This window comes from Flavobacterium sp. FlaQc-30 (assembly GCF_044005885.1).
GTDB lineage: Bacteria > Bacteroidota > Bacteroidia > Flavobacteriales > Flavobacteriaceae > Flavobacterium.
In genome coordinates this window covers 124922-149656 of record NZ_JBIPCO010000010.1, presented here as the reverse complement: position 1 = coordinate 149656, position 24735 = coordinate 124922, and the positions used below count along the sequence as shown (strand labels likewise).

Annotated in this window: 20 protein-coding genes; 9 read left to right on the top strand and 11 right to left on the bottom strand. The window is 32.0% G+C overall.

All coding sequences use genetic code 11. The annotated features are described in order from the left end of the window. Positions 1–75: 75 nt before the first annotated feature. From ACHRV0_RS20200 to ACHRV0_RS20180, 5 genes are read right to left on the bottom strand one after another with little or no spacing between them, the layout of a single operon-like run. Positions 76–462 carry a hypothetical protein gene (locus ACHRV0_RS20200; protein ID WP_129025221.1) on the bottom strand — a complete coding sequence of 129 codons (387 nt, stop codon included), beginning with the start codon at positions 460–462 and terminating at the stop codon, positions 76–78. A gap of 18 nt (positions 463–480) precedes the next feature. After that, the gene (locus tag ACHRV0_RS20195; protein WP_395442230.1) at positions 481–828 is read right to left on the bottom strand and encodes a hypothetical protein; all 348 of its coding nucleotides are present in this window, start codon (positions 826–828) and stop codon (positions 481–483) included. A gap of 35 nt (positions 829–863) precedes the next feature. Continuing rightward, positions 864–1601 (bottom strand): YqjF family protein, encoded by a 738-nt coding sequence (locus ACHRV0_RS20190; RefSeq protein WP_395442229.1) that lies wholly within the window; start codon positions 1599–1601, stop codon positions 864–866. Then, positions 1598–1933 carry a hypothetical protein gene (locus tag ACHRV0_RS20185; protein ID WP_395442228.1) on the bottom strand — a complete coding sequence of 112 codons (336 nt, stop codon included), beginning with the start codon at positions 1931–1933 and terminating at the stop codon, positions 1598–1600. The genes ACHRV0_RS20190 and ACHRV0_RS20185 overlap by 4 nt, the downstream gene beginning before the upstream one ends. Before the next feature lie 55 nt (positions 1934–1988). Then, positions 1989–2492: a GbsR/MarR family transcriptional regulator gene (locus ACHRV0_RS20180; protein ID WP_129025227.1), complete on the bottom strand. Its 504-nt coding sequence runs from the start codon at positions 2490–2492 to the stop codon at positions 1989–1991. 137 nt (positions 2493–2629) lie between these two features. Here ACHRV0_RS20180 and ACHRV0_RS20175 point away from each other — a divergent pair, with 137 nt between their 5' ends. The 3 genes from ACHRV0_RS20175 (at position 2630) to ACHRV0_RS20165 (ending at position 4703) form a co-directional block, all read left to right on the top strand. Beyond that, positions 2630–3892, top strand: coding sequence for a cation:proton antiporter (locus ACHRV0_RS20175; RefSeq protein ID WP_395442227.1), 1263 nt, complete (start codon positions 2630–2632; stop codon positions 3890–3892). Between the two features lie 216 nt (positions 3893–4108). Beyond that, a complete protein-coding gene (locus tag ACHRV0_RS20170; RefSeq protein WP_395442226.1) occupies positions 4109–4351 on the top strand; it encodes a type II toxin-antitoxin system HicA family toxin in 243 nt (80 codons plus the stop codon). 1 nt (position 4352) lies between these two features. Then, positions 4353–4703 carry a type II toxin-antitoxin system HicB family antitoxin gene (locus ACHRV0_RS20165; RefSeq protein WP_129023579.1) on the top strand — a complete coding sequence of 117 codons (351 nt, stop codon included), beginning with the start codon at positions 4353–4355 and terminating at the stop codon, positions 4701–4703. Between the two features lie 31 nt (positions 4704–4734). Here ACHRV0_RS20165 and ACHRV0_RS20160 read toward each other — a convergent pair whose 3' ends face one another. The 5 genes from ACHRV0_RS20160 to ACHRV0_RS20140 all read right to left on the bottom strand — a co-directional run bounded on the left by ACHRV0_RS20160 (position 4735) and on the right by ACHRV0_RS20140 (position 10211). Next, entirely contained in the window at positions 4735–5394 is a 660-nt protein-coding gene (locus tag ACHRV0_RS20160; RefSeq protein ID WP_395442225.1) for a vancomycin high temperature exclusion protein, read from the bottom strand. 132 nt (positions 5395–5526) lie between these two features. Then, the gene (locus ACHRV0_RS20155; RefSeq protein ID WP_395442224.1) at positions 5527–7554 is read right to left on the bottom strand and encodes a M3 family metallopeptidase; all 2028 of its coding nucleotides are present in this window, start codon (positions 7552–7554) and stop codon (positions 5527–5529) included. Positions 7555–7655: 101 nt separating this feature from the next. Continuing rightward, positions 7656–8141, bottom strand: a complete 486-nt coding sequence (purE, locus tag ACHRV0_RS20150) for a 5-(carboxyamino)imidazole ribonucleotide mutase (RefSeq protein WP_068843754.1) — start codon at positions 8139–8141, stop codon at positions 7656–7658. Positions 8142–8244: 103 nt separating this feature from the next. Continuing rightward, positions 8245–9399, bottom strand: coding sequence for a 5-(carboxyamino)imidazole ribonucleotide synthase (locus ACHRV0_RS20145; RefSeq protein WP_395442223.1), 1155 nt, complete (start codon positions 9397–9399; stop codon positions 8245–8247). 260 nt (positions 9400–9659) lie between these two features. Continuing rightward, positions 9660–10211, bottom strand: a complete 552-nt coding sequence (locus ACHRV0_RS20140; protein WP_370433664.1) for a hypothetical protein — start codon at positions 10209–10211, stop codon at positions 9660–9662. Between the two features lie 97 nt (positions 10212–10308). Here ACHRV0_RS20140 and hpt point away from each other — a divergent pair, with 97 nt between their 5' ends. From hpt to ACHRV0_RS20115, 5 genes are all read left to right on the top strand, one after another. Further along, positions 10309–10839 (top strand): hypoxanthine phosphoribosyltransferase, encoded by a 531-nt coding sequence (gene hpt / locus ACHRV0_RS20135; protein WP_089055345.1) that lies wholly within the window; start codon positions 10309–10311, stop codon positions 10837–10839. A 74-nt stretch (positions 10840–10913) separates the two neighbouring features. Beyond that, positions 10914–11486 (top strand): adenylate kinase, encoded by a 573-nt coding sequence (locus tag ACHRV0_RS20130; protein ID WP_089055344.1) that lies wholly within the window; start codon positions 10914–10916, stop codon positions 11484–11486. Positions 11487–11692: 206 nt separating this feature from the next. Further along, positions 11693–12967 (top strand): hemolysin family protein, encoded by a 1275-nt coding sequence (locus ACHRV0_RS20125; protein WP_395442222.1) that lies wholly within the window; start codon positions 11693–11695, stop codon positions 12965–12967. A 212-nt stretch (positions 12968–13179) separates the two neighbouring features. After that, complete coding sequence (obgE, locus tag ACHRV0_RS20120) at positions 13180–14181, top strand: GTPase ObgE (protein WP_089055342.1); 1002 nt, start codon at positions 13180–13182, stop codon at positions 14179–14181. 175 nt (positions 14182–14356) lie between these two features. After that, complete coding sequence (locus tag ACHRV0_RS20115; RefSeq protein ID WP_395442221.1) at positions 14357–16501, top strand: S46 family peptidase; 2145 nt, start codon at positions 14357–14359, stop codon at positions 16499–16501. Between the two features lie 76 nt (positions 16502–16577). Here the strand turns inward: ACHRV0_RS20115 and ACHRV0_RS20110 are convergent, their stop codons facing one another. Then, the gene (locus ACHRV0_RS20110) at positions 16578–23063 is read right to left on the bottom strand and encodes an MG2 domain-containing protein (RefSeq protein WP_395442220.1); all 6486 of its coding nucleotides are present in this window, start codon (positions 23061–23063) and stop codon (positions 16578–16580) included. Positions 23064–23277: 214 nt separating this feature from the next. Here ACHRV0_RS20110 and murC point away from each other — a divergent pair, with 214 nt between their 5' ends. Continuing rightward, positions 23278–24633: a UDP-N-acetylmuramate--L-alanine ligase gene (gene murC, locus ACHRV0_RS20105; RefSeq protein ID WP_395442219.1), complete on the top strand. Its 1356-nt coding sequence runs from the start codon at positions 23278–23280 to the stop codon at positions 24631–24633. Positions 24634–24735 lie beyond the last annotated feature (102 nt).

Genomic DNA, 24735 nt, shown 5'->3' with positions numbered 1-24735 from the left:
ATTTGAAAATTAATTCGTGAAAATTTGTGCGATTGCTTCGCCTGTTCGCTATCGCTCGAGTCGTGGCAAACTATTTTAAGCTTTAAAAACTAATCTTTCTTCTCTTTGTGCTTCTTTTGCTTTTCTTTTTCCTCTAAAAAAGAAATACAAATTAAAGAATAACATGACGCCAAGATAAATAGAAAATCCTCCAATTTTATAACTTAAATTTTCAATTAATTCTTGATAGCTGTTGCTGTATAATTGCAATTTTAAAATCATTAATGCAAAACCAATGTTTAAAAGATAAAAACCAGTTTCAAAAAGCTTGTTGGTTGCCTGCGCAATATCTTCACGGCCTTTAAATATATCAAGCATAAAGATTTTTCCGTTTTTGAAAAGAGTTTTAGAAACATAATAGGTAAGAAATAAAGCAACTGGTAAATAAATTCCGTAACCGATTAAGATTTTTGTAGTTTCCATGATATTTGAATTTAGTTGTTATTTGATTAATTTATGAATGTACTTTGTTAAAATTATAATGTTGAGATAATGTAAAGTCGATATGATAAATATGATAACGGCCGTTTTTGTGCCAATAATTTCTATTAATTGAGTTGATGAGGTAATTTTAATCCAGGAAATTAGTGTCATGGCACAATAACCAATATTTAAAAGGTAATATCCTAAAAGTAAAATTTGATTGATTTTTTGACAAATGTCTGCATGATTTGGGATTAGTTCTAAAACAAAAACATTTCCGTTTTTATAACAGATTTTCCCCACTTTTAGAATAATGAAAATCGTAATGCTGAGATAAATAAAATATCCTGTAATATTAAAGTTCATAATTGCCGATTTATAAATTATTAGTTGAAAAACTATTATGTCATTTTTTCTAAAACGCTTACTGATTCTAATTTTCTTTTATTCATAACAGTGATTTTTGATCCTTTGGCTAAGAAAACTGATGATGGTTTTATGTTTTGAAGAAATCCAAAATCACTTCCATAAGTTTTTTCAAAATCAATTTCAATGTTATGATCTAAAACCTCAAATTGTTCCCATCTTGGATGTGTCACTTCGTATTCAAAAGTGGTATGTTCATCAATTTTTGTGTAACCAAAATAATGTTCTGTAATAAATTCTGCTTCAGAATCAATCTCAATTTCTATTGGATTCTTTTTAGTTTCTATTTGAATTGTATTCCACTTTTTGTCGTTTTTCCATTGATAAATAAAAGTATTGGTGTTTTCATCTTCAATAATTTCATGTTTCATTTTTTGAGTTTCGTAATGTTCCTGATACAAAGTATTCGCAATAAAAGTGATCGCTTTTTTAGGAACAATTTCTTTAATAAAAACTACACCGCGTTTCCATTCGCCATTTTCAAATCGTTTTACATAGAATCTCAAATTCACTTCTTCGAAATTGATATGAAATGGGATTTTAAATCCTAGAACTTTCGTGTTTTTAAACATAAATCCAACTAGACTGATGTAACATTTGTTATTCCAAATATCAATCTCAGTTCCTGATGGGAGATATTTTTCTAATATTTGAGCATCAACTTCATAATTGAAAAGAGCTAAATTTTTCCATTCGGCTTTTAAGAAGTTCATTTGTTTGCTTTTTTATAGATTAATAATGAAATATAAAATGCCAGTATTGTTGGTATTCCCATTCCGAAATAAGTTTTGAAATCATTAGATGAAAAAGGATCGATGTAAATCGTAACAAAATAGAAAACAACTCCTATGATGTACAATTGAAGATATTTGTTTTGAGGTTCGTTAAATAACATATACCCACTAATAATAATTTGAAATAATCCCAAAAGTATAATGGACAATAAGCCGAACACTGTTAAATCTATAATTTTTAAGGAAGCTAATAGAAAAAGGATTATAGGTATTCCAAGAAGAAAAGTATTGATGTAGTTTATTGTTTTCATACTTATTGATTTTTTTAAACTTTCAGAAAAAAATGAAAGTTTTGATTAAATTTTTTTACTTCATCATTTTCATAACCAATTTACCCAACCAGTTATCATTAAACTCAGTCATTTTGTCTAACATATTGTCTGCTTTTAAAACGAAATCGTACAATTTGGTAGTCTGATCTACAAAGTGTTTTTCTTCGGCCGAATCTTTAGCCTTGATTGTCGAAACTTCTTTTAAGATTTTCAGCGTTGGCTTAATTTCTCTTTTGCTTCTCTCTCTGGAGATTTTTACTGCTAATTCGTCTAAATCTTTTTCTGCAGTGAAAAATTCTTTTCTTTCTCCCGCTTTATATTCTTTATAGACAATTCCCCAATCCATTAAACCTCTAAGGTTCATGCTGGCATTACCGCGAGAAATTTGTAATTCTTCCATAATGTCTTCCATAGAAACAGGTTCGTTCGAAACCATTAATAAAGCGTGGATTTGTGCCATCGTTTTATTAATTCCCCATTGAGAACCTAATGCCCCCCAGGTTTGTACAAACTTATTTTTTGCTTCTTTGAATTCCATAGATCAAATGTAAGTAAAAGTTTTTAAACTTTCAAAAATAATTGAAAGATATTTAACAAATTATAAAGTTATGTTAATTCAAGCCTCGAAATTTTCGATTAAATAATGATACAGCTATTTTTGTAAAAATCATATTTATGGAATTATACTACACTTTTTCGGTACTTATTGTACTAGCTTCTTTCTTCGCCTATTTAAATTTAAGATTTTTAAAACTTCCGGGAACGATCGGAATCATGATTATTGCCATGTTGGTTTCAGTAGGAATTCGTCTTCTAGGAGATTCTTATTTTCCTGCTACGACAAAGCATTTTTTTGAGTTAATAAAGGAATTTGATTTCAACGAAATCCTAATGGGAGCGATGTTGAATTTTCTTTTGTTTGCTGGAGCACTTCACGTAAATATGTCTGATCTGAAAGAACAAAAAGTTCCTATTATGATTTATTCTACAGTGAGTGTAGTATTGTCTGCATTAATTGTTTCTACACTGCTTTATTATATAGCGCCGTTTTTAGGAATAAATATTCCGTATATATTTTGTTTGGTTTTTGGAACATTAATCTCTCCTACAGATCCAATCGTGGTTTTAGGAGTTCTAAAAGAGGCTAAAGTTCCTAAAAGGATAGAGACTAAAATTGTTGGAGAATCATTGTTTAACGATGGTGTTGCGGTAGTAATGTTTGCTGTTGTTTTAAAAATGGCAACTGATCCAACATTTGATGCCACTTTTGGCTCTATTTCTTGGTTGTTTATTAAAGAAGGAGTTGGCGGGCTTTTATTAGGAGCTGTTTTCGGATTTACTGCATCTAAGGTTATGAAGAGAATTGACGATTATAAAGTTTCGGTTTTGATTACGCTTTCTATCGTAATGGGAGGTTTTTTGATTGCGCAAAGTTTACACGTTTCAAGTCCTTTGGCAATGGTAGTTGCGGGATTAATTATTGGTAATTATGGTAAAAAAGTCGCAATGAGCGAGGAAACCAAGGATTATTTAGAAAAGTTTTGGGAACTTATTGATGAAATTCTGAATGCTATTTTGTTTTTATTTATTGGTTTTGAATTGTTATTGCTGCCAGATTTAAACAAACAATTGCTGACTGGTTTTGTGGCTATTTTTATAGTTCTTTTTTCAAGATTAACAGCTATAGTTCTGCCTTGGAAATTCTTTGATATATTTAAGTTCTTTGGAATTAAATCGGCTTACAACAAAGGCTCTTTAATGGTTTTAGTTTGGGGAGGAATTCGTGGAGGAGTTTCGATTGCGCTGGTACTTTCTATGCCTGAAGGCGAATATAAAAACCTGCTTTTGGAAGTAACTTATATTGTGGTATTATTTTCAATTGTAGTTCAAGGACTGACTGTTGGAAAATTAGCAAAGAGAGTTTTAGAGAAAGAGTAAAAAGAATGTAGAAAATAGAGTCAAGAATAAAGATTTTATTTTAAAATCATGTGTGAAAGACCTGCAAGAATATTTGCAGGTCTTTTTTTTAATTTGCCTTTTTTTGATATTTTGAACTTAAGTTGCTTTTTTTGAAAGATTATTCTTATTTTTATATATTGATTTAGTATGTAACTATTATTTAGTTGCAAATTGAAAATTTAATGATAAATTTGTATGAGTAAGATTGATAAACTTATTGAAAAGTTAAAATCAAAACCAAAAGATTTTTCTTGGGATGAAATGGTGAAAGTTCTGAATCATTTTGGTTATAATCAGATTTCACAAGGAAAAACAGGTGGTTCAAGAAGAAAATTTGTGAATGTAAATAAGCAGATTATAAGTTTACATGAACCACATCCGCAAAGAGTTTTGAAGGGGTATCAACTTGATATTATTATTGAACATTTGGAATTATAAAATGAAAAACTATTTAGAATATAACGGCTATATTGGTACATTAGAATTTTCTGCAGATGATAAAATATTCTTTGGAAAAATTCACGGTATAAATGATTTAGTAACTTTTGAAGGTTCTTCAGTTACAGAATTGGAAGAATCTTTTAAAGAATCTGTAAATGATTACTTAGAGACATGTAAACTATTGAATAAAGTACCTGATAAAACGTATAAAGGTTCTTTTAATGTTAGAGTATCTCAGGAGTTGCATCAAAAAATAGCACTCTTAGCTACTAAAAAAGGATTAAACTTGAATGAAGTTGTAAAAGAAGCTTTGTCTTATGTTGTCAAACATGAAGAAATTTTAAATTAAAAAATCCGAAACATTTCTGTTTCGGATTTTTTTATCGTTTATCTTCTTTAGAATAATTAGATTCTCCATTAATATTAATTTCTCCGCCTAGAAAACGAGTTTCTCTATTTCTGAAAACATCAAAAAAGGATTTGAAAATCGAACCATATTCTCTAAAAGTCACATATTTATAACCCAAATATTCTCCTTTATTTGCAGAATATCCAACTGATTTAATTCCCAGTTTTTGACCGATATAAATCGCACGATTCAAATGATATTCCTGAGAAATTAAAGTGGCTTTTTTGATTTTGAAAATGTGTTTAGCGCGATACATTGTAGAATACGTATCGAAACCTGCATAATCAATAAATATTTTGGTGGTATCAACTCCGTGATTGAAACAATAGTTTTTCATAACCGTTAATTCATCATATTCATCACGACCATTATCTCCCGAAAGCAAAATTTTATTAATGCGTTTTGCTTTCCAAAGCATAATTCCTGCGTCTAAGCGATCTTTTAAATATTTGCTCGGCTGATCTCCATTTATTCCTGCGCCAAAAATAATTCCAACATCATTTTTAGGAAACCTTTTAATCGAATAATAGATGTTCTTTTTAGTTGAAGATTTCACATAATAATTTACCGATACAATGGCAATCAGTCCAATAATTAAAAGGTAAAATGCTATTTTAAAATATTTTTTCACGGCTTGTATTTGTAAGATTAAGATTTAAAAATACGAAGATAGTTAAAGTAAAACCAAATAAAAAACCGAAGCAGGAAAGCTTCGGTTTCAAAAATATCTAACAGTCTAAGAAGTCTAAAAATCTAAGAAAGTCTAAAGTAATCCTGCTCTCTTCAATAAAGCTTCAGGTTTTGGTTCTTGACCTCTAAAACGTTTGTATAAAGTCATAGGATGTTCTGTTCCTCCTTTAGAAAGTACGTTATCTTTAAATTTCTTTGCTACTTCTGTATTGAAGATTCCTTTTTCTTGGAAGTATTCAAAAGCATCAGCATCTAAAACTTCTGCCCATTTGTAGCTGTAATATCCTGAAGAATATCCGCCCTGAAAAATATGAGAGAAAGCTGTACTCATCGCATTTTCTTTTACATCAGGATACAATTGTGTGTTGGCAAATTGTTCTGTTTCAAAAGCTTTTAAATCTGTGATAGAAGTTGGATCTTGTCCGTGCCAAGCCATATCTAATAATCCGAAACTTAACTGACGCAATGTTGCTAGACCTTCCTGAAAACTCGCACTTTCTTTAATTTTCTGTACATACTCAATCGGAATGATTTCTCCCGTTTCATAATGATTCGCAAACAAAGCCAAAGCTTCTGGTTCGTAACACCAGTTTTCCATAATCTGACTTGGTAATTCTACGAAATCCCAAAAAACAGAAGTTCCAGATAAACTTGGATAAACCGTATCAGCCAGCATTCCGTGTAAACCGTGACCAAATTCGTGGAACAAAGTGGTAACTTCATTAAAAGTCAATAATGACGGTTTTGTTTCTGTTGGTTTTGTAAAATTACAAACGTTCGAAATGTGCGGTCTTTCGTTTACGCCGTTTTTTACATATTGTGATTTAAATGAAGTCATCCACGCGCCGTTTCTTTTTCCTTTTCTTGGAAAGAAATCCGCATAAAAAATCGAAACTAAATTGTTTTCAGCATCGTGAACTTCGTAAGTAGTAACTTCTTCGTGGTATTTGTCTATGTCAAATACTTCGGTAAAAGTTAAACCGTATAATTTTTTGGCAACTGTAAATGCACCGTCTAAAACTTTTTCTAATTGAAAATAAGGTTTCAGTTTTTCATCGTCTAAATTAAAAAGTTGCTGCTTTAATTTTTCAGAATAATAGGCGCCGTCCCATTTTTCAAGTTGTTCGATTCCGTCTAATTCTTTAGCGAAAGCAGTTAACTCAGCAAATTCTTTTTGAGCTGCCGGTTTTGCTTTTGCTAATAAATCATTCAAGAAAGAAAAAACTTTTTCTGGACTTTCGGCCATTCTTTCTTCTAAAACAAAATGTGCGTGTGTTTTGTAACCTAATAAATTAGCTCTTTCAAAACGCAGTTTGGCAATTTTTAAAACATTTTCCTGATTATCGAATTCGTTATTTTGAAATGCTTTTGCGCCAAAAGCAATTGCCATTTTTTTACGTAATTCGCGATTATCAGCATAAGTTAAAAACGGAACGTAACTTGGATGATCTAAAGTGAAAATCCAACCTTCTTTTTCTTGATTTTTGGCTAATAATCTTGCTGCTTCGATTGTTCCTTCCGGTAAACCAGATAAATCTTTTTCGTCTGTTAAATGCAATTCGAAAGCATTCGTTTCTGCCAAAACATTTTCGCCAAACTGTAAACTCAATTTTGATAATTCTTTGTCGATTTCTCTCAATTGATCTTTCTTGTCTTCAGGTAAATTGGCTCCGTTTCTAGAGAAGCTTTTGTACTTTTTGTCTAAAAGAGTTGTTTGCTCCGGGTTTAGATTCAAACTTTCTTTTTGATCGTAAACGGCTTTTATTTTGGCAAATAAAGCTGCGTTCAGCGTAATGTCATTTCCAAATTCAGATAATAAAGGCGAAACTTCCTGAGCAATTTTCTGCATTTCGTCATTCGTTTCAGCTGAATTTAAGTTGAAGAAAATACTCGAAAGGCGGTCTAAAATATCGCCCGAAAAGTCCATAGCAACAACAGTATTTTCAAAAGTCGGCGCATCTGGATTATTTACGATAGCATCAATTTCGGCTTTAGCCAAAGCAATTCCTTCGTTAAAAGCAGGAACATAATCTTCGATTTTAATTTGCGAAAAAGGTGCAGTATTATGTTTGGTATTGAAATATTGGGTTAAGACGCTCATAAGTAGAGTTTTTTTAAAGTAGTCAGTGGTCCGTTTTTTAGTATTCAGTAGTTGTCTTTATGAGAACTGAATACTAAAAAACGGACCACTGATCACTAAATTTATTTATTAAGACCTTCCGCAGCTTTATTAACCGCAGCTTTTAATTCTTCTTTATAAGAAATAATAGTGTCAAGGACTTTTTTATCATGGCTTCCGATGATTTGTGCGGCTAAGATTCCCGCATTTTTTGCTCCGTTTAGCGCCACAGTTGCAACTGGAACACCGCCTGGCATTTGAAGAATCGATAAAACTGAGTCCCATCCATCAATCGAATTGCTTGATTTTACAGGAACTCCAATTACTGGAAGCGGAGACATTGAAGCTACCATTCCAGGTAAATGTGCTGCACCGCCTGCGCCTGCAATAATTACCGAAATTCCGCGAGTATGTGCATTTTTACTGAAATCGAATAATTTTTCCGGCGTTCTGTGTGCCGAAACGATATCTACTTCAACTTCTACATTAAATTGTTTTAATATGTCGATTGCATCCTGCATAACTGGCATGTCTGAGATGCTTCCCATTATAATAGCTACTTTGCTCATTGCTTTATTGTTTGTTTTATTTCAAGTTTCAAGTTTTGCTGGACTAAAACTCTGCGACTGGAAATTGTTTGTTTAGTTTAAAATTGCGACTAATCACTAATTACTATTCACTAATCACCTTAATAGTGTTCTTAACTTCTTGCGCAATTCGTCTTGCTTCCGCCATATCTTCATTTACAATAGTAACGTGACCCATTTTTCTGAACGGGCGAGTTTGTTTTTTTCCGTAAATATGTGGAGTAACACCATTCCATCCTAAAATGGTTTCGATGTTTTGATATACTACATTTCCAGAAAAACCTTCGGCACCCACTAAATTTACCATAATTCCGGCAACTTTGCTGTCTGTGTTTCCTAACGGAAGATCTAAAATAGCGCGTAAATGATTTTCGAATTGTGAAGTGTAACTTGCTTCGATAGAGTAATGTCCTGAATTGTGCGGGCGAGGAGCGACTTCGTTCACTAAAATTTCATCATCTTGAGTTTGGAACATCTCAACGGCCAAAAGTCCAACGTGATTGAATTTTTGAGAAACATTCAAAGCAATTGCTCTTGCTTTTTCGGCCACTTTATCATCAATTCTTGCTGGGCAGATTACGTATTCAACTTGGTTTGCTTCCGGATGAAATTCCATTTCTACAACCGGATATGTTTTTATTTCTCCTGACGGATTTCTTACCACGATTACCGCTAATTCATTTTTAAACGGAACCATAGTTTCTGCAATACATTCGACATTTGGAAGAGTATCTAAATCAGAAACCTGACGAATAACTTTTACGCCATTTCCGTCATAACCAAATTCAGTACATTTCCATACAAACGGCATCTCGACTTCGCTCGATGTGACAGCAGATTTCAGTTCGTCTAAATTTTCAAATCTTTCAAAAGGAGCAGTTGGGATATTATTTTTAGCGTAAAATTCTTTTTGAACGCCTTTATTCTGAATTCCTTTTAGAGTTTTTGGCGAAGGATATATTTTTAAACCTTCATTTTCTAATTGTGTCAATGCTTCAAGATTGACTAATTCGATTTCAAAAGTAAGAACATCAACTTGTTTACCAAAGTTATAAACCGTTTCATAATCCATTAAATCACCTTGAAAAAATTTGTTGCAGGCAATTTTACTCGGCGCTTCGTCGCTTGGATCAAGAACATAAGTTTGTATGTCAAATTTTCTGGTGTCAAACAAAAGCATTTTGCCTAATTGTCCTCCACCTAAGATTCCTAATTTAAAATCAGAAGAAAAATAATTCATTTTGTGTTGTGTTTTTGCAAAGATACCTTTTAATCTTTTTTTAGCCAAAATTTAGTTTTTTGCCACAAATTAAAAAGATTAGAATGATTTTTTTGTTTGCCACGAATTACACCAATTTTCACGAATTTGTTTATAACTCAGTTTTAGAATTAATTAGTGAAAATTGGTGTAATTGCTTCGCCTGTCACTATCACACGGGTCATGGCAAAAAGATAGAAACGGAAAATCTATTTACTCTTTTTAATCTGTGGCTAAGAAAACTATTCAATTTTTTTCAAAACTTCTCGAGCGACGGCTTTGTAAGCTGCGGAATGATCTCCGTAATCTTTGTTTAAAATTATTTGAAGTTCGGGATGAATCCAATCGTAATGATTTCCCAAAACATATAAAGTTCGTATTGAATATGCTTTTGCAGCCACTTTTACATCATTTATAAGCCAATCGAAACTTGCTTCGATGCAATCTTGCAGATTTTCTTCGGACATAGAAATGCTGTTTTCGTCTTTTTTATAATGTGATTTTACTAGAAGTTGTGTCACTTTTGCAATTGGCCGAATGGAACTTTCATCTTTAAGTACTTTTAAATTTGAACAGAAAAAATCAAGATGAGGTTGAAGCCAAAGCAGCTCTTCGTAAGACACAAATTCGAGAATCCAACAGGCTTTGTGATTGTTTTTGTCTTCGGGAGTAAAACAAATAGAAACTAATTCGTTAAAAAATTGAGGGCTTTCAAGAATGAACTGAGCGCACTTTAAGCGATTTTCTCTATGAGCCGTAACATAATCCAGTTTTTCTTGCAGTTCGGAAAGCATTTTTTTGAATTTGATTTAAAAATACAAATTTAGGCTCAATTTTCGGTTCTCAAATTCGAAATCTGTATCTTTGTCCATTATTTTAAATTTAAAAATAATGATACAACTTCACGATAAACAATTTGTTCCGTTTATTTCGGCTAAAGAAATTGATTTTGCTTTGACTAAATTAGCTGCGCAGGTAGAAGATGATTTTGGAGATGATACTCCAATTTTTATTGGAGTTTTGAATGGCGCTTTTATGGTCGTAGCCGATTTTTTGAAAAAATATAAAAAACCTTGCGAGGTTTCGTTCATTAAAATGGCCTCTTATGAAGGTACTGAAACAACAAATTCGGTTAAAGAATTAATCGGAATCAATCAGGATTTGACTGGCAGAAGTGTTGTTGTTATTGAGGATATTATTGATACCGGAAATACTCTGGAAGAATTAAAACATTTGTTTAAAGCACAAAATGTAAAACATTTTAAAGTGGCAACTTTGTTTTTTAAGCCTGAAGCTTATAAAAAAGATATAAAAATAGATTACATCGGAATCAGAATCCCGAATAAATTTATTGTAGGTTACGGATTAGACTATGATGGTTTAGGACGAAATCTTGGCGAAGTATACAAATTAGCAGAATAATTTTAAAGACACACAACTATATATTCATTTTAAACTTCTTCGAAAATTAAGAAGTCACACAACTCACACGTATTATGATTAACATTGTTTTATTTGGAAAGCCGGGAGCAGGAAAAGGAACTCAGGCAGAATTTTTAAAAGAAAAATACAATTTAACACATCTTTCGACTGGAGATATTTTTCGTTTTAATTTAAAAAATGATACAGACTTAGGTAAAAAAGCAAGAGTATTTATGGACAATGGAGAATTGGTTCCTTGCGAAGTTACTACTGCAATGTTAATAGATGAAGTAAATAAACATCCTAATACAGCAGGATTTTTGTTCGACGGTTACCCAAGAACAATTGATCAAGCTGAGGCTTTAGATAAATTTTTGCCAACAATTGGTTCAAGCGTAACAGCAACAATTGCTTTAGAGGCTGATGACGAGATTTTGGTAGCACGTTTACTAGAAAGAGGAAAAACAAGCGGAAGAGCAGATGATCAGGACGAAGAGAAAATTCGTGTAAGATATCAGGAGTACAATGAAAAAACGGCTCCATTGATTGGTTATTATAAAGAACAAAATAAATTCCATGCCGTAAATGGTATTGGAACTATTGAAGAAATTACAGAGCGATTAACATCAGTTATAGATAATTTGTAGAAACTGATTGAGCTGAGAATTTATCCCGATAGTTATCGGGACACTAAAAAAACTATTTTTCTTTTCCATAAAACGAGCTTCTCCTGATGCTTTGGGAGTTAACTGTTTTCTGGCGGGAAAAATTAGTTTTTTTAGCTTCGGGCTAAAAGAATACCAAGATTACAATAAAAATTAAATAACCAGACAAGTAACGAATCTACAAAACATTGGAAATACTAATAATATTTTTTCTAATACTATTAAACGGAGTTTTCTCGATGTCAGAAATTGCATTGATTTCGGCTAGAAAAAACAGACTGGAAACGGCAGCGAAAAAAGGGAACAATAGTGCCAAAATTGCGTTGGATCTGGCTAATTCTCCAAATAAGTTTTTATCAACTGTACAAATCGGAATTACCTTAATTGGAATTTTGACGGGTATTTACAGTGGTGATAAAATCACAATGGATGTAGAAGTTTTTGTAAGCGGATTTGAAGTTTTAAAACCTTATGCACATTCTATAGCAGTTGGAATTGTAGTTGTTGTTTTGACTTTTTTCTCTCTTGTTTTGGGTGAGCTATTGCCAAAACGTATTGGATTGAATTATCCAGAGGCGATTGCAAAAATGGTTGCGATGCCAATGAAAATAGTTTCTATTATCACGGCACCTTTTATTTGGCTCTTAACAACGTCTACTGATTTTTTACTGAATGTTTTACAGATAAAACCAACAGCTGACGGAAAAGTTACGGAGGAAGAAATTAAGGCAATTATAAAAGAAGGAACTGAGGTTGGAGAAGTTCAGGAGATTGAACAAGATATTGTGGAGCGTGTTTTTCATATTGGAGACAGAAAAGTAAGTTCTTTGATGACACACCGAAAATCTGTTGATATGCTGCCTTTGAATGCAGATAAAATCAAAGTTAAAGAGTTGGTCGTTCAGGATTTACATGCCGTTTATCCAGTATATAATGAGAATTATGATGATATTGCTGGAGTTGTTACTTTAAAAAATATTTTTGCCAATATTGAAAAGGATAATTTCGATTTACGAGCTATAATGATAGATGCACCATATTTAATGGAGCAAACTACTGCTTACAAAGCATTAGAGAATTTCAAAAAAACAGGAGTTCACTATGCTTTGGTTTCAGATGAATACGGAGTTTTTCAAGGATTGATTACTTTAAATGATATTTTAGAAGCTTTAGTTGGTGATGCATCAGAGTTTTATAAAGATGAGTTTCAGCTTATAGAGAGAGAAGATGGTTCATGGCTGGTTGACGGACATTATTCATTGCATGATTTTTTAACTTATTTTGAATTGGATGAGTTAACAAATGATTACGAAGTAAATACGGTAAGCGGAATGATTATGACGGAACTCTCTCATATTCCAAAAGAAGGAGAAAAACTAATTTGGCAGAAATTTGTCTTAGAAGTTATCGACATGGATGGAGTAAAGATTGATAAAGTGCTTGTAAAAACGCTTAAAGAGTAAGGGAAATTGTTTCAAGTTTCAAGTTTGAAGTTGTGTTGTGTAACGCATAACTTGAAACCTGAAAGTCTGAAACACAAAAAAATAGCTTTCAGTGGCAATGTACGGCTGTAATTTGTACTGAAAAGCGAGACTAAGTATTTAAAATAATAGAGTTTAGAAATAGAGTTTAGTACAATCTAAAATCTAAAATCTAAAATCTGAAATTCAAAAAAATGACAGAAGGGAATTTTGTAGATTACGTTAAGATATATGTTTCTTCCGGAAAGGGAGGAAAGGGATCTACGCATTTACATAGAGAGAAATTTATTGAAAAAGGAGGTCCTGACGGTGGTGATGGAGGCCGTGGCGGACACGTATATTTAGTTGGGAATAAAGGTCTTTGGACACTTTTTCATTTAAAATTTGCGCGTCATATTAAAGCTGGACACGGTGGAGACGGTGGAGGAGATCGCAGTACAGGAGCAGATGGTGAAGATAAATTTATCGAGGTGCCGTTAGGGACTGTTGTAAAAGACAAAGAAACTGGAGAAACTCTTTTTGAAGTTACTGAACACGGAGAAAAAAGAATTCTTTCTAAAGGAGGAAAAGGAGGTTTAGGAAACTGGCATTTTAGAAGTTCTACTAATCAAACGCCAAGATATGCTCAACCGGGTTTACCAGGTGTTGAGATGGATGTTATTCTAGAACTTAAAGTTTTGGCTGATGTTGGTTTAGTTGGTTTTCCTAATGCTGGAAAATCAACATTGTTGTCTGTTTTGACTTCGGCTAAACCAAAAATTGCCGATTACCCTTTTACAACTTTAAAACCGAATTTAGGAATTGTGGCTTACAGAGATTTTCAATCTTTTGTAATTGCTGATATTCCTGGAATTATTGAAGGTGCGGCAGAAGGTAAAGGTCTTGGACATTATTTCTTGCGTCACATTGAGCGTAATTCGACATTGCTGTTTTTAGTTCCAGTTGATACGCCAGACATTAAAGCGGAATATGATATTTTGGTAAATGAATTAACAAAATACAATCCTGAAATGTTAGATAAAGAACGTCTTTTAGTAATCTCAAAATGTGATATGCTGGATGATGAGCTTAAAGCAGAATTAAAAGCAGAATTGGACGTGTCTTTTAAAGATGTTCCATATATGTTTATTTCATCTGTTGCACAACAAGGTTTAACTGATTTGAAGGATAAACTTTGGAAAATGCTTAATGAGTAATTTATATTTTTAAATAAGTAAGAAAGGCGTTCTAGAAATAGAGCGCCTTTTTGTTTTTATAATGTTAAATTCGTAATAAATGAGTGCAAAATTGATATCATGTTCAATTTTGGTATTCTTTAAGATGAAATAATTGTCGAAATGAATTATATTCGCAGAACTTAAACAAAATAACATGAAAAAAGTAGTTTTATTCTTGACCATGTGCCTAATGGCTTTTCCTGTAAGAGCTGATGAGGGAATGTGGTTTTTGATGTTTATCGAAAGATTGAACCATAGAGATATGGAAAAAATGGGCTTGCAATTAACAGCCGAAGAAATTTACAGCATTAATCACCATAGTTTAAAAGATGCTATTGTACAATTTAATGGAGGTTGTACAGCTGAAATCGTTTCAAACAGCGGTTTGGTACTTACTAATCACCACTGTGGATATAGTGCGATTGCTGAACTTTCGACTGCAGAACAAAATCATTTGAAAAATGGATTTTGGGCAAAGCAAAGAAGTGCTGAGTTGAAACCAAAATCATTGTATGTTCGTTTCTTTGTTCGTATGGATGATGTTTCAAAAAGGATTTTGTCAAAAGTAAATGATCAAATGACTGAAGCTGAAAGAAACAAAATCATTCAGCAAGAAATTGCTTTGATCGAAAAGGAAAATAATGAAGGCGGAAAATACACTGTTTCTGTTCGTCCTTTCTTTCAAGGAAATGAATATTACTATTTCGTTTACCAAGATTATACAGATGTTCGTTTAGTTGGAACGCCGCCAGAAAGTGTTGGTAAATTTGGTGGAGATACAGACAACTGGGAATGGCCTCGTCAAACAGGAGATTTCTCTATGTTTAGAGTATACGCTGATAAAAACGGAAATCCTGCTGCATATTCTAAAGACAATGTGCCATTACAGCCAAAACATTACTTACCTGTAAGTCTTAAAGGTGTAAAAGAGAATGATTTTGCTATGATTTTAGGTTATCCTGGGCGTACAAACCGTTGGATGCCGGCTGGCGGAATCGAGCAAAACATTAAGTTTGCTTATCCTGCATGGGTTGAAGGTGCTAAAACTGGAATGGATGTAATGAAAAAATATATGGACAAAGATGCAACAGTTCGTTTGCAATATGCGTCTAAATATGCTTCTACTGCCAACTATTGGAAAAACCGTCAAGGTATGATTGATGCTTTAACAAAAGCGGGAACAGTAGCAACAAAAACAGAACAAGAAGATAAGTTCTACGAGTGGGCAACTAAACCTGCTAATAAAGAAAAGTATGAGAATGTAATTCCGACTATCAATGATTATTACAGAGAAACAAATTTAAAAGCGACTCATGATAATTATCTTACACAACTTTTGCGTACTTCAAGTTATGCAACTGGACCAGCTAATTTAGGAAATGCTTTAATTGCATATTATAATGAAAATGATGCAAAAAAAGCGGAAATGCTTCCTAAGATAAACGCAATGATTGATAATATCTATGGCGAATTTTATGCTCCATTAGAGAAAGATGTATTGACTGCACAATTGAATCTATATTCTTCTAAAGCGGCTGAATATGGTTTAGCTCCACAAATAGCTAAAATGAAATCTGAAAATAACGGAGACTTTACTAATGATGTTGCTAAAGCGACTGAAATCAGTTATTTTACAACTAAAGAAAAAGTATTAGCATTTATGGCTAATCCAAAACCATTAGCGATCGTACATGATCCTTTGTATATCATCTCTAATGATTTATTGACAAAATACCGTGCTAAAACTGACGATCAAGCTAAGGCTGATGATGGTTTTGCAATTGCTTTCCGCAAATTAGTTGAAGGTTTAAGAGAATCAAAATTAAATGCGATTCAATATCCTGATGCAAACTCTACTTTGAGATTGACTTACGGAAAAGTTCGTGCTTTACCTGCAGATCCTCGTAACGATGCTAAAATAAACAACTATACTACAATGGAAAGTATGGTTAAGAAATATAAAGCAGGAGATCAAGAGTTTGATTTACCAGCTCGTTTGTTAGAGTTAAACAAGAAGAAAGATTTTGGACAATATGCTGATAAAGCAGGATACATGCCGGTAAACTTTTTGACTGACAATGATATTACAGGAGGTAACTCGGGTTCTCCAGTTATTAACGGAAAAGGAGAATTAATTGGAATTGCTTTTGATGGTAACATCGAAGCTATGGCTGGAGATGTTATTTTTGATCCTAAATTGCAAAGAACTATCAATGTTGATATTCGTTATGTACTTTGGATTATAGATAAATACGCTGGAGCTAAAAACATTATTGACGAATTGACGATTGTGAAATAATCTCAATTTATTTATAAAAGTAAACCCGATAGATTTTAATCTGTCGGGTTTTTTTCTGCCTATTTTTTTAGAACTTCTACTGAACTTTCACTCGAATTCCTTTAGTATGACTTGCAAATTCTGGAGCATACATACTTTGAATTGTTGTAATTCCGTTAGAGAATTCGCCGCTATTATTTACCCGAATATCATATTCTATAACATAAGTTCCTTTATCAATTCTATCAAAGAAAAAATGTGTTGCAGCATCTTTTGTGCTTGTGTAATATCCTAAACGATCTTTGTATTGATATTTAGAAAGTACATTTATAGGTTCAAAGCAAGAAGCGCGCATGTCTTTTAAATGAATATATTCTGTGTCTTCTTTCGAAATAATGATTAATCGAACGGTAACTAAGTCGCCAACTTTTAAAGCATTTTTTGAAGTGATTTTTTCTAATTGATCTCCTTTTAATGTGTTTTTCTTTAAATACAATTCTTTCGAAACTGATAGAACAGATCCTGAATTATTTTTAATTTTATCCAAATCTTCAAAGTATTGCCAATAAACGCCTCCAAATCCAGGAGCTTTAGATTTGTTTTGAATGTTTATTGATGCCATTTCTTTTTTAACTTCTTTGGCTTTCCAGTTTAATTTGATATAACCCGTTTCGGCTTCTTTTTCATTTTCTGCCAGTTTTTTAGTTACGATTTTTTCGTCTCCTAATTTTATAACCGTATTGTCTTTTATAGAAAGCCAGTCCGTACCTTGTGTTAATAAAGCATAAACAGCTTCAGTTGTCGATTTAGTTGTTGGCCAGTTTTTGGTTTGTTTATTTTTTAACAGCCATACTTTCATTGCGTCGATAGATTTTTTGTCGTTATTCACTTCGGCGAAAGCCTCAATTAATAACGCCTGCGTTTCTATTGGAGATTGGTACCAATACCAGCCTGATTTGTTAGCAATCCAATACATTCCCGAATCTTCATTGCTAGATGCCGTTTCTTTTAGACTTTCTATGATTTTCTTAGCAGTTTCTTTTTCGTCAAAGCGATTCAAAGTTAATGCAGCTAATCCTTTCTCGTAAATAGAATAATTTAGCCAATCATTTTTAGCAGTTTCCAGATAAAGTTTGACTGCCTTTTTTAAAGTATCTGAAAGAGGATATTTTTCTAAATAAAAACTTCTTGTATACAAATAATGAAGATTAGAATAGGGACTGCCCCAAATTATTTTCTCCGAAAGTTTTAAATCTTTGGTTCTGTTTTTATAATCTTCTATAAATTTAGTATCTAGAAAAGGAATTCCTGTTTTTGCAATTTGGTCCGTTTTATTATTGCTATCAGTGGTTTTAGTCAATTTTGATAAATGCCCCAAACCAGCCAGGATATGTCTGGTAATATATTCGCTTTCTTCACTTCCGTCAAACCATGAGAATCCTCCCGAAGCTTTTTGTTTTTGTTTTAATTTTTCGAAGGCAGCTTCTTGCGAAGTTTTCATTTTTTCTAAATCAAATAAAAGAGCCAGATTTTTTTTCTTTTGATCTTCGCTTTGAGCATCATTCAGCCAAGGCGTTTCTGCAAGAAGTATTGATTTTAGTTCTTCGTTTTCTTCTAGTTTAGAGATTGGTGTTCCGTTTTTTCTCCAATTTTCAAAAACAGTTGCAACCTTCGGATTATTTGAAATAATTTCTGAAGCTAAAGCATTGGCATAAAAACGCGCAAAAGTCTGTTCAGAACATTCGTGTTCATACTCCATTAAATACGGTAATGATTGAATGGCAATCCAAGTTGGGTTAGAAGTATATTCTAATGTAAGTTGATGATTTTTTAGAGTTGAAGAAGTATTGTTTTTTAAGTTCTCGAACGTGTATTGTTTTGTGGAATTTTCACGTACCCAAATAGGAATGCTTTCTGTAACGAGCATATTGTTTGTTAGAACTGGAATAATGTTTTCTTCTCCATCAGAAAAATGACCTGATTTTGCTACTATTTTATATTGAATACCTTGCAGATTTTCAGGAATAGAAATTTTCCAAGTTACTGTTGTGTTTCCAAAAGCGCCGGCAGTGAAGTTTTTGATGTTTTTTGCATTGCTCATTTTAACATCAATTGGTGTCATGGTAACGGCATCAAAAAATTGTAAACTGGCAATTCCTGTTTTTGCTTCGGCAGTAACATTCGAAATTTTGGCGCTGATTACAATAGTATCATTTTCTCTAAAAAAGCGAGGGAAATTTGGCAGAATCATCAGCTCTTTTTGCGTAATTACATTTTTTTCCAAGTAACCAGAAACTGCTTCTTTATTATGAGCCAATAAACGAAGTTTCCAAGCTGTTAAAGCTTCGGGTGAAGTAAAATTGAAGCTTACTTTTCCTTTAGAATCTGTTTTTAGATTTGGCAGAAAGAATGCGGTTTCAGATAGGTTTTTTCTAGCTTTTACTTGATTTAAAGCTTGAATAGCTTTCTTGGTAGTTATAAGTATTACCCCGTTTGCACCTTTGGCACCGTATTGTGCTCTGAAATCTTTATCTTTTACAATTTCAATTTCAACAATATCATTTGAATCTAGATTTTGAACTTCATTTTGTGTTACCGTTTCTCCATCAAGAATGTATAGAGGCGCTGGTGCATTTCTAAACTCATAGTTTTTAATTTTGTTATCTTTTGTTTTTCCAAGTTCTAAAGCGATATCAATTCCTGCAGTATTGTAAACGCTGTTATCTTCTTCTACAAGAGTCTCATTAGGTAATGGTTTTTTTGATCGTAATGCACTATATCCAACTTCTACAATTTCATTTAAATGATTTGTATCTTGTATAAGTTTGATATTTATGTTTTTTTTATCTTCAAGAAAGATCAATTGCTGTTTGAAACCAAGGCTGCTAAAGATTAGTTCTTCATTTGATCCAGCTTCTATTTCATAATAACCATCATTATCTGAGATTTGAATTCGCTGTGTTCCTTTAACTTGAACTGATGCTTTTGGGATTGGTGAATTTTCAGCGTCAGTAATTATTCCAAAAACCAGTTTAGTATTAGATGGTTTCTTTATTTTTTTATTCAATTCTTTTTGATATTCCCTTTGCTGGTAAGCTGTAAACGAGTCATTAAAGTTAAAACCAAACCACATTAGTTTGGGGTTGCTTTCGTTGTTCAATTCAATTTTAGTCTCAATTGGATTTAAATTTTGTAAAATATTTGATGTGATACCAGAAGCGATGTCACTTTTAAAAGTACCGCTGCTGTAGTTTAAGTGGTAAAATTGTAAAAGCGTCCATTTCTGTTCGCTAAATTGATCTAAGGAACTGTCGTACATCGAAGCTAAAACTTCAGCTTCATTTGAGGTGTTAAGAGCGCTTAATTTAAATGACCAATTTTCATTTTTTCCTGGATCTATTTTACTTCTAAAAGTTTCGATATCTAGCTCTAATTTTTTTTCCTCAGCTTTTAGAGGAATATCTATTTGACCGCTGTGTAATTGATTCTCATAAACACTTTCGAAACTTATGTTCATTGCATTTTCAAAATGATTTTTTATGGGAACTTTAATAGTGTATTGATTGTTCTGTAAATTGATATTATCTTCATAATAAGAGATATTATGATAACTGCCGTAGATATTAATAAAGAGATTTGGTATTGCTGAGGTTAGTTTTACAATTGCGAAACCATCCTTTTTGGCATCTGTATTGATTTGCTGCGCAGTAATCAGCATCGAAGAATTAAGTTTATCTTTACTTTGAAAAAGTGAGAATTTGGACTTACAATCGATTTTGTTTTTTAGAGTATCGAAGGCTTCTAGTACAACAACATAATCTCCGGATTTGTATTCGGACATAAAGTCTAAAGGGATTTCCTTGTCCTTTTCTGTATTGAATTCCCTGCTGTAAACTAAAGTTCCAAGTTCGTCTGTTTTTATATTTTCTTTTTTTTCAAACGGAAATAATTTTTCAAATTCCTCTTTTGAGATTGTTTCTATTTCTGGTTGCTGAAATATTCTTTCTTTGAATTTATTTGAAAATGGGTTGGTTAAATATATTTTAAGATGTCCTTTGGCAGGAATAAACTCGCCATTTAAATTGGTACTTGTTATCTTAATTTTGTTCTCATTTTTAGTTACTATATAGTAAGGTACAGAAGCGTTTAAGACAAGTTCATGATAACCTACTTTTATCGTTGTTTTAGCCGTTTGAGTTTCGCCATTAATATCGGTTACAGTAGTTTTAATGATGTACTCTAAAATTGGTAAATCTTCTTTAGAAAGAGCTTCAATAGTTTTGGCAATAAAATTAATTTCAAATTTTCCTGACGAATCTGTTTGTGTTTTTCCTTCAGAAATGGGTTCAATTCTTCCATTTCTATGATAATATCTACCATGGTTAAGAACGTAAGACTTTGCGCTGATTTGGTATTCAACTTTTGCATTAGAAATAGAACTACCTGCAAATGCTTTTGCTAAGCCTGTTAGTTTGACTTCTTTTTCAATTTGAAAAGTTTCTTTTATAGGATTAAATTTAATTTCGAATTTAGGTCGTTTATATTCTTCAACCTTAAAATCAGTTTGCGAATATTCAAAATCGGCATTGTTCCAAAATGCATATTCTTGCTTTTTTGCATCATATTCAAAACCGTATTGATAGTCTTTAGGAGAAGCAATTTTTAGGGTGAAATTACCAGTTCTTCCATTTTTTGGTAAAAGAAATTCACCCGAAAAAGAACCAAATTCATTGCTGGTAACTTCAAATTCTTTAAGTTTTTTATAGTTAGGATCAATTATTACAATTTTAAAAAACGTGTTTTTTACAACAGAAGTTATGTTTTTGTCTTTTTGAAAAGCAATCCCTTTAAAATAAATCGTTTGTCCGGGTCTATAGATAGCTCTGTCTAAATATAGTTTTACATTTCCTTTGGGTTTTTCCTCTAGATTATTATTTGAACCATAGAGATCGTTTAACGATCTTTTTTCAATTGAAAGCGTATCGTTTGAGGTTGAAAATTGTATATAATCATCGTTATAATAATTTTGTGCCGTTTTGTCTGCAAATGCTAAACCATTTTTGTCGGTTTTAATAGTTTGGGTTGGCAGTTTTATCGTTACATTTTCTAGAGGCATTCCTGTTTTTCTATCGAGAGTTTGTAACAAGTCCTTAGAAGCTCCTTTCTTGGCTGCAACTGTAATATTGGTGATGTTTATAAAATCAGCAGAGAAAGCTTTTTGTGCTTTTGTGTCAGAATCACTTTCGATAAATGCGACATAAGAGCCTTTTTCTAATGGTGGTAAAAGTACTTCTGTTGAATACTGAAAATAATCTTTTTTCTCAGGAAGAATATAATCTTGCGTAACAACTGGTTTTTTATTTTCGAGTATTTTATGCGAACGAATATCTACGTTATAAGGGAAACTTTTTAATTCTGATAATTGATTTTGATTGATTTTATAAAAGGATATTTTTAATTTATTGATATTGTTGTAATAAATAAGCGTTCTTGTGTTTTCGCCTATGTAGCTGTTTTTTTGAAGTTGAACTAATAAATACTTAGCTTGTATTTCTGCTTTTTGTTGCAAGGCAAGTTTGTATGTATTCGAATGAATATTTGATGATAAAATACTGTCAAGTAAAGCGACAGCTTTAATTTTATAATCTGGATGGCTTTTTTTAGAAGCAAACTGTGCATAAAACAAGGCTTTTTCTAATTGGATTTTTTTAATTAAGTTTTGATTGTCAGTGTTTTTTTGAAAATTATTTAAAAAAGAGAGATAATTATTGTCGTAAGCAATCATGTATTTTTTACAAAACTGTATTCTATTCCACTGATTTTCTAGTGTTGAACTTGCTTTTTCTAGTTTTTGATATAGTGATAATACATTTTTCAGTTTTACATTTTTTATAAAATCTAAATTTAGATTTACAAAATCGCTTGTACTGCCTAATAATTCTTTTTTATAGGTATAATATTCGCTCTTTGAAATTTCCCATTCATAAATTTTAGCTGAAAAATAATTTATATTTTCAGTTAAAGCATAGTCATATAAAGTTTGATTTTTAAAATCATGTATAGTCGAATAATCAAAAATAGTTTCATAATCTGTAAGTGGAGTATTTTTTAAAATGGTTTCATTTTCTAATGAATTCATATAACAATTTATGATTTGGCTGATAAGAAAAGCGTCGGTCCAAGTTTTAAAATTGTCTTCTTGAAAAGTAGTATCGGTTCTATTGTATGAAAAGTAGGGTTCTTTTTTGTGAAAATCACTAAGACATTTTGCATATACCAAATTCAGAATTGCTTTTGATGGTATTGAAACTCGATTAATATCCGTTTTTAGATTGTTTAAAATTTTAGTTTGCGCATTTTCGTCAACAACCTGTAAAAATTTAGATTGATAGAAAAAGCATTTTATCATTTGAACTTCGTCTTTTTCGGCAACTGATTTTTTGTAAATTTTGTTAACGATCGAATAAGCAGATTTTACTTTGCCTTCTTTTTCAAAAGCAATAACCTTATCCCATTTTTTGTCATTTTGCTGTCCAAAAAGTATAGAGGAAATCAATAAGAATACAAATAGTATGTTTTTCATGGAAGAGTTTTAATCTATAAATGTTCAAATTTTAGGTAAGCTTGTTAATGGTTCAAATTATTTAAAGATAATTTTCGCACAAATTAGCAATTTATCTTCAAAACCAAATTATACAATCTATATTTCCTTATTTTTGAAGAATAATAATTGAGTTTTATTAGTTACTTGCTATTTCGATTAACCAATGAAACAGTTTAACGATTAAACATTTTAAATGAAAACACATTTCATCGCTATTGGCGGGAGCGCTATGCATAATCTTGCATTGGCATTACATAATAAAGGATATCAGGTTACAGGAAGTGACGATGCTATTTTTGAACCTTCAAAATCAAGATTAGAAAAGAAAGGAATTCTTCCTGCAGAAATGGGCTGGTTTCCTGAGAAAATAACTTCTGATATTGATGCCATCATTTTAGGAATGCATGCAAAAGCGGATAACCCTGAATTGTTGAAAGCGCAGGAATTAGGGTTGAAAATTTATTCGTATCCTGAGTTTTTATACGAGCAGTCTAAAAACAAAACGCGTGTCGTTATTGGTGGTTCACACGGAAAAACTACAATTACTTCGATGATTTTACATGTAATGCATTATCATAATATCGAGGTAGATTATATGGTAGGAGCACAGTTAGAAGGTTTTGATACTATGGTTCATTTAACTGAAGAAAATGATTTTATGGTTTTAGAGGGTGATGAGTATTTGTCTTCTCCAATAGATCGTCGTCCGAAGTTTCATTTATATCAACCAAATATTGCTTTAATTTCTGGAATTGCCTGGGATCATATTAATGTTTTTCCAACATATGAAAACTATGTAGAACAGTTTGAGATTTTTATTTCGAAGATTACCAATGGCGGAATTTTAGTATATAATGAAAATGATCCTGAAGTAAAAAGAGTTTCAGAAGCAGCAACAAACCCAATTCGTAAAATGGCTTATCATACTCCAGAATATTCTGTTGCTGATGGTGTAACGCTTTTAAAAACACCTGAAGGCGATATGCCAATTGAAGTTTTTGGTGCGCACAATTTAAATAATTTGGCTGGAGCAAAATGGATTTGCCAAAACATGGGTGTTGACGAAGCTGATTTTTACGAAGCAATTGCAAGTTTTAAAGGCGCTTCTAAACGTTTAGAGAAAATTGCTGAAGGAAAAGGAAAAGTGGCTTATAAAGATTTTGCGCATTCGCCAAGTAAAGTGGCTGCGACGACAAAAGCAGTAAAAGAACAATATCCAAATAGAACTTTGGTTGCTTGTTTAGAATTGCATACTTACAGCAGTCTTAATGCAGAGTTTTTAAAAGAATATGAAGGAGCACTTGAGTATGCTGATGTTGCTGTTGTTTTTTATTCTCCAGATGCTGTGAAAATTAAGCAATTAGAAGAAGTGACTTACGAGCAGATTGCAACTTCGTTTAATAGAAAAGATCTAATTATTTATACTAATCCAGCTGAATTTAAAGAGTATTTGTTTAGCTTAAACCTTGATAATTCAGCACTTTTATTAATGAGCTCTGGAAATTACGGAGGCTTAAATTTTGATGAAGTAAAAGGGTTGATTAATTAGATAATATGTCAATTAGTCAATTTGATAATGAGATATTTTGCCGATTGTTTTACAATCGGCTTTTTTTTTGAGCTTAATTTTTAATTATCAAATTGACATTTT

Coding starts and splice junctions, on each gene's coding strand:
- ACHRV0_RS20200 (WP_129025221.1), bottom strand. CDS start 462: ATGGAAACTACAAAAATCTTAATCGGTTACGGAATTTATTTACCAGTT.
- ACHRV0_RS20195 (WP_395442230.1), bottom strand. CDS start 828: ATGAACTTTAATATTACAGGATATTTTATTTATCTCAGCATTACGATT.
- ACHRV0_RS20190 (WP_395442229.1), bottom strand. CDS start 1,601: ATGAACTTCTTAAAAGCCGAATGGAAAAATTTAGCTCTTTTCAATTAT.
- ACHRV0_RS20185 (WP_395442228.1), bottom strand. CDS start 1,933: ATGAAAACAATAAACTACATCAATACTTTTCTTCTTGGAATACCTATA.
- ACHRV0_RS20180 (WP_129025227.1), bottom strand. CDS start 2,492: ATGGAATTCAAAGAAGCAAAAAATAAGTTTGTACAAACCTGGGGGGCA.
- ACHRV0_RS20175 (WP_395442227.1), top strand. CDS start 2,630: ATGGAATTATACTACACTTTTTCGGTACTTATTGTACTAGCTTCTTTC.
- ACHRV0_RS20170 (WP_395442226.1), top strand. CDS start 4,109: ATGAGTAAGATTGATAAACTTATTGAAAAGTTAAAATCAAAACCAAAA.
- ACHRV0_RS20165 (WP_129023579.1), top strand. CDS start 4,353: ATGAAAAACTATTTAGAATATAACGGCTATATTGGTACATTAGAATTT.
- ACHRV0_RS20155 (WP_395442224.1), bottom strand. CDS start 7,554: ATGAGCGTCTTAACCCAATATTTCAATACCAAACATAATACTGCACCT.
- purE (WP_068843754.1), bottom strand. CDS start 8,141: ATGAGCAAAGTAGCTATTATAATGGGAAGCATCTCAGACATGCCAGTT.
- ACHRV0_RS20145 (WP_395442223.1), bottom strand. CDS start 9,399: ATGAATTATTTTTCTTCTGATTTTAAATTAGGAATCTTAGGTGGAGGA.
- ACHRV0_RS20140 (WP_370433664.1), bottom strand. CDS start 10,211: ATGCTTTCCGAACTGCAAGAAAAACTGGATTATGTTACGGCTCATAGA.
- hpt (WP_089055345.1), top strand. CDS start 10,309: ATGATACAACTTCACGATAAACAATTTGTTCCGTTTATTTCGGCTAAA.
- ACHRV0_RS20130 (WP_089055344.1), top strand. CDS start 10,914: ATGATTAACATTGTTTTATTTGGAAAGCCGGGAGCAGGAAAAGGAACT.
- obgE (WP_089055342.1), top strand. CDS start 13,180: ATGACAGAAGGGAATTTTGTAGATTACGTTAAGATATATGTTTCTTCC.
- ACHRV0_RS20115 (WP_395442221.1), top strand. CDS start 14,357: ATGAAAAAAGTAGTTTTATTCTTGACCATGTGCCTAATGGCTTTTCCT.
- ACHRV0_RS20110 (WP_395442220.1), bottom strand. CDS start 23,063: ATGAAAAACATACTATTTGTATTCTTATTGATTTCCTCTATACTTTTT.
- murC (WP_395442219.1), top strand. CDS start 23,278: ATGAAAACACATTTCATCGCTATTGGCGGGAGCGCTATGCATAATCTT.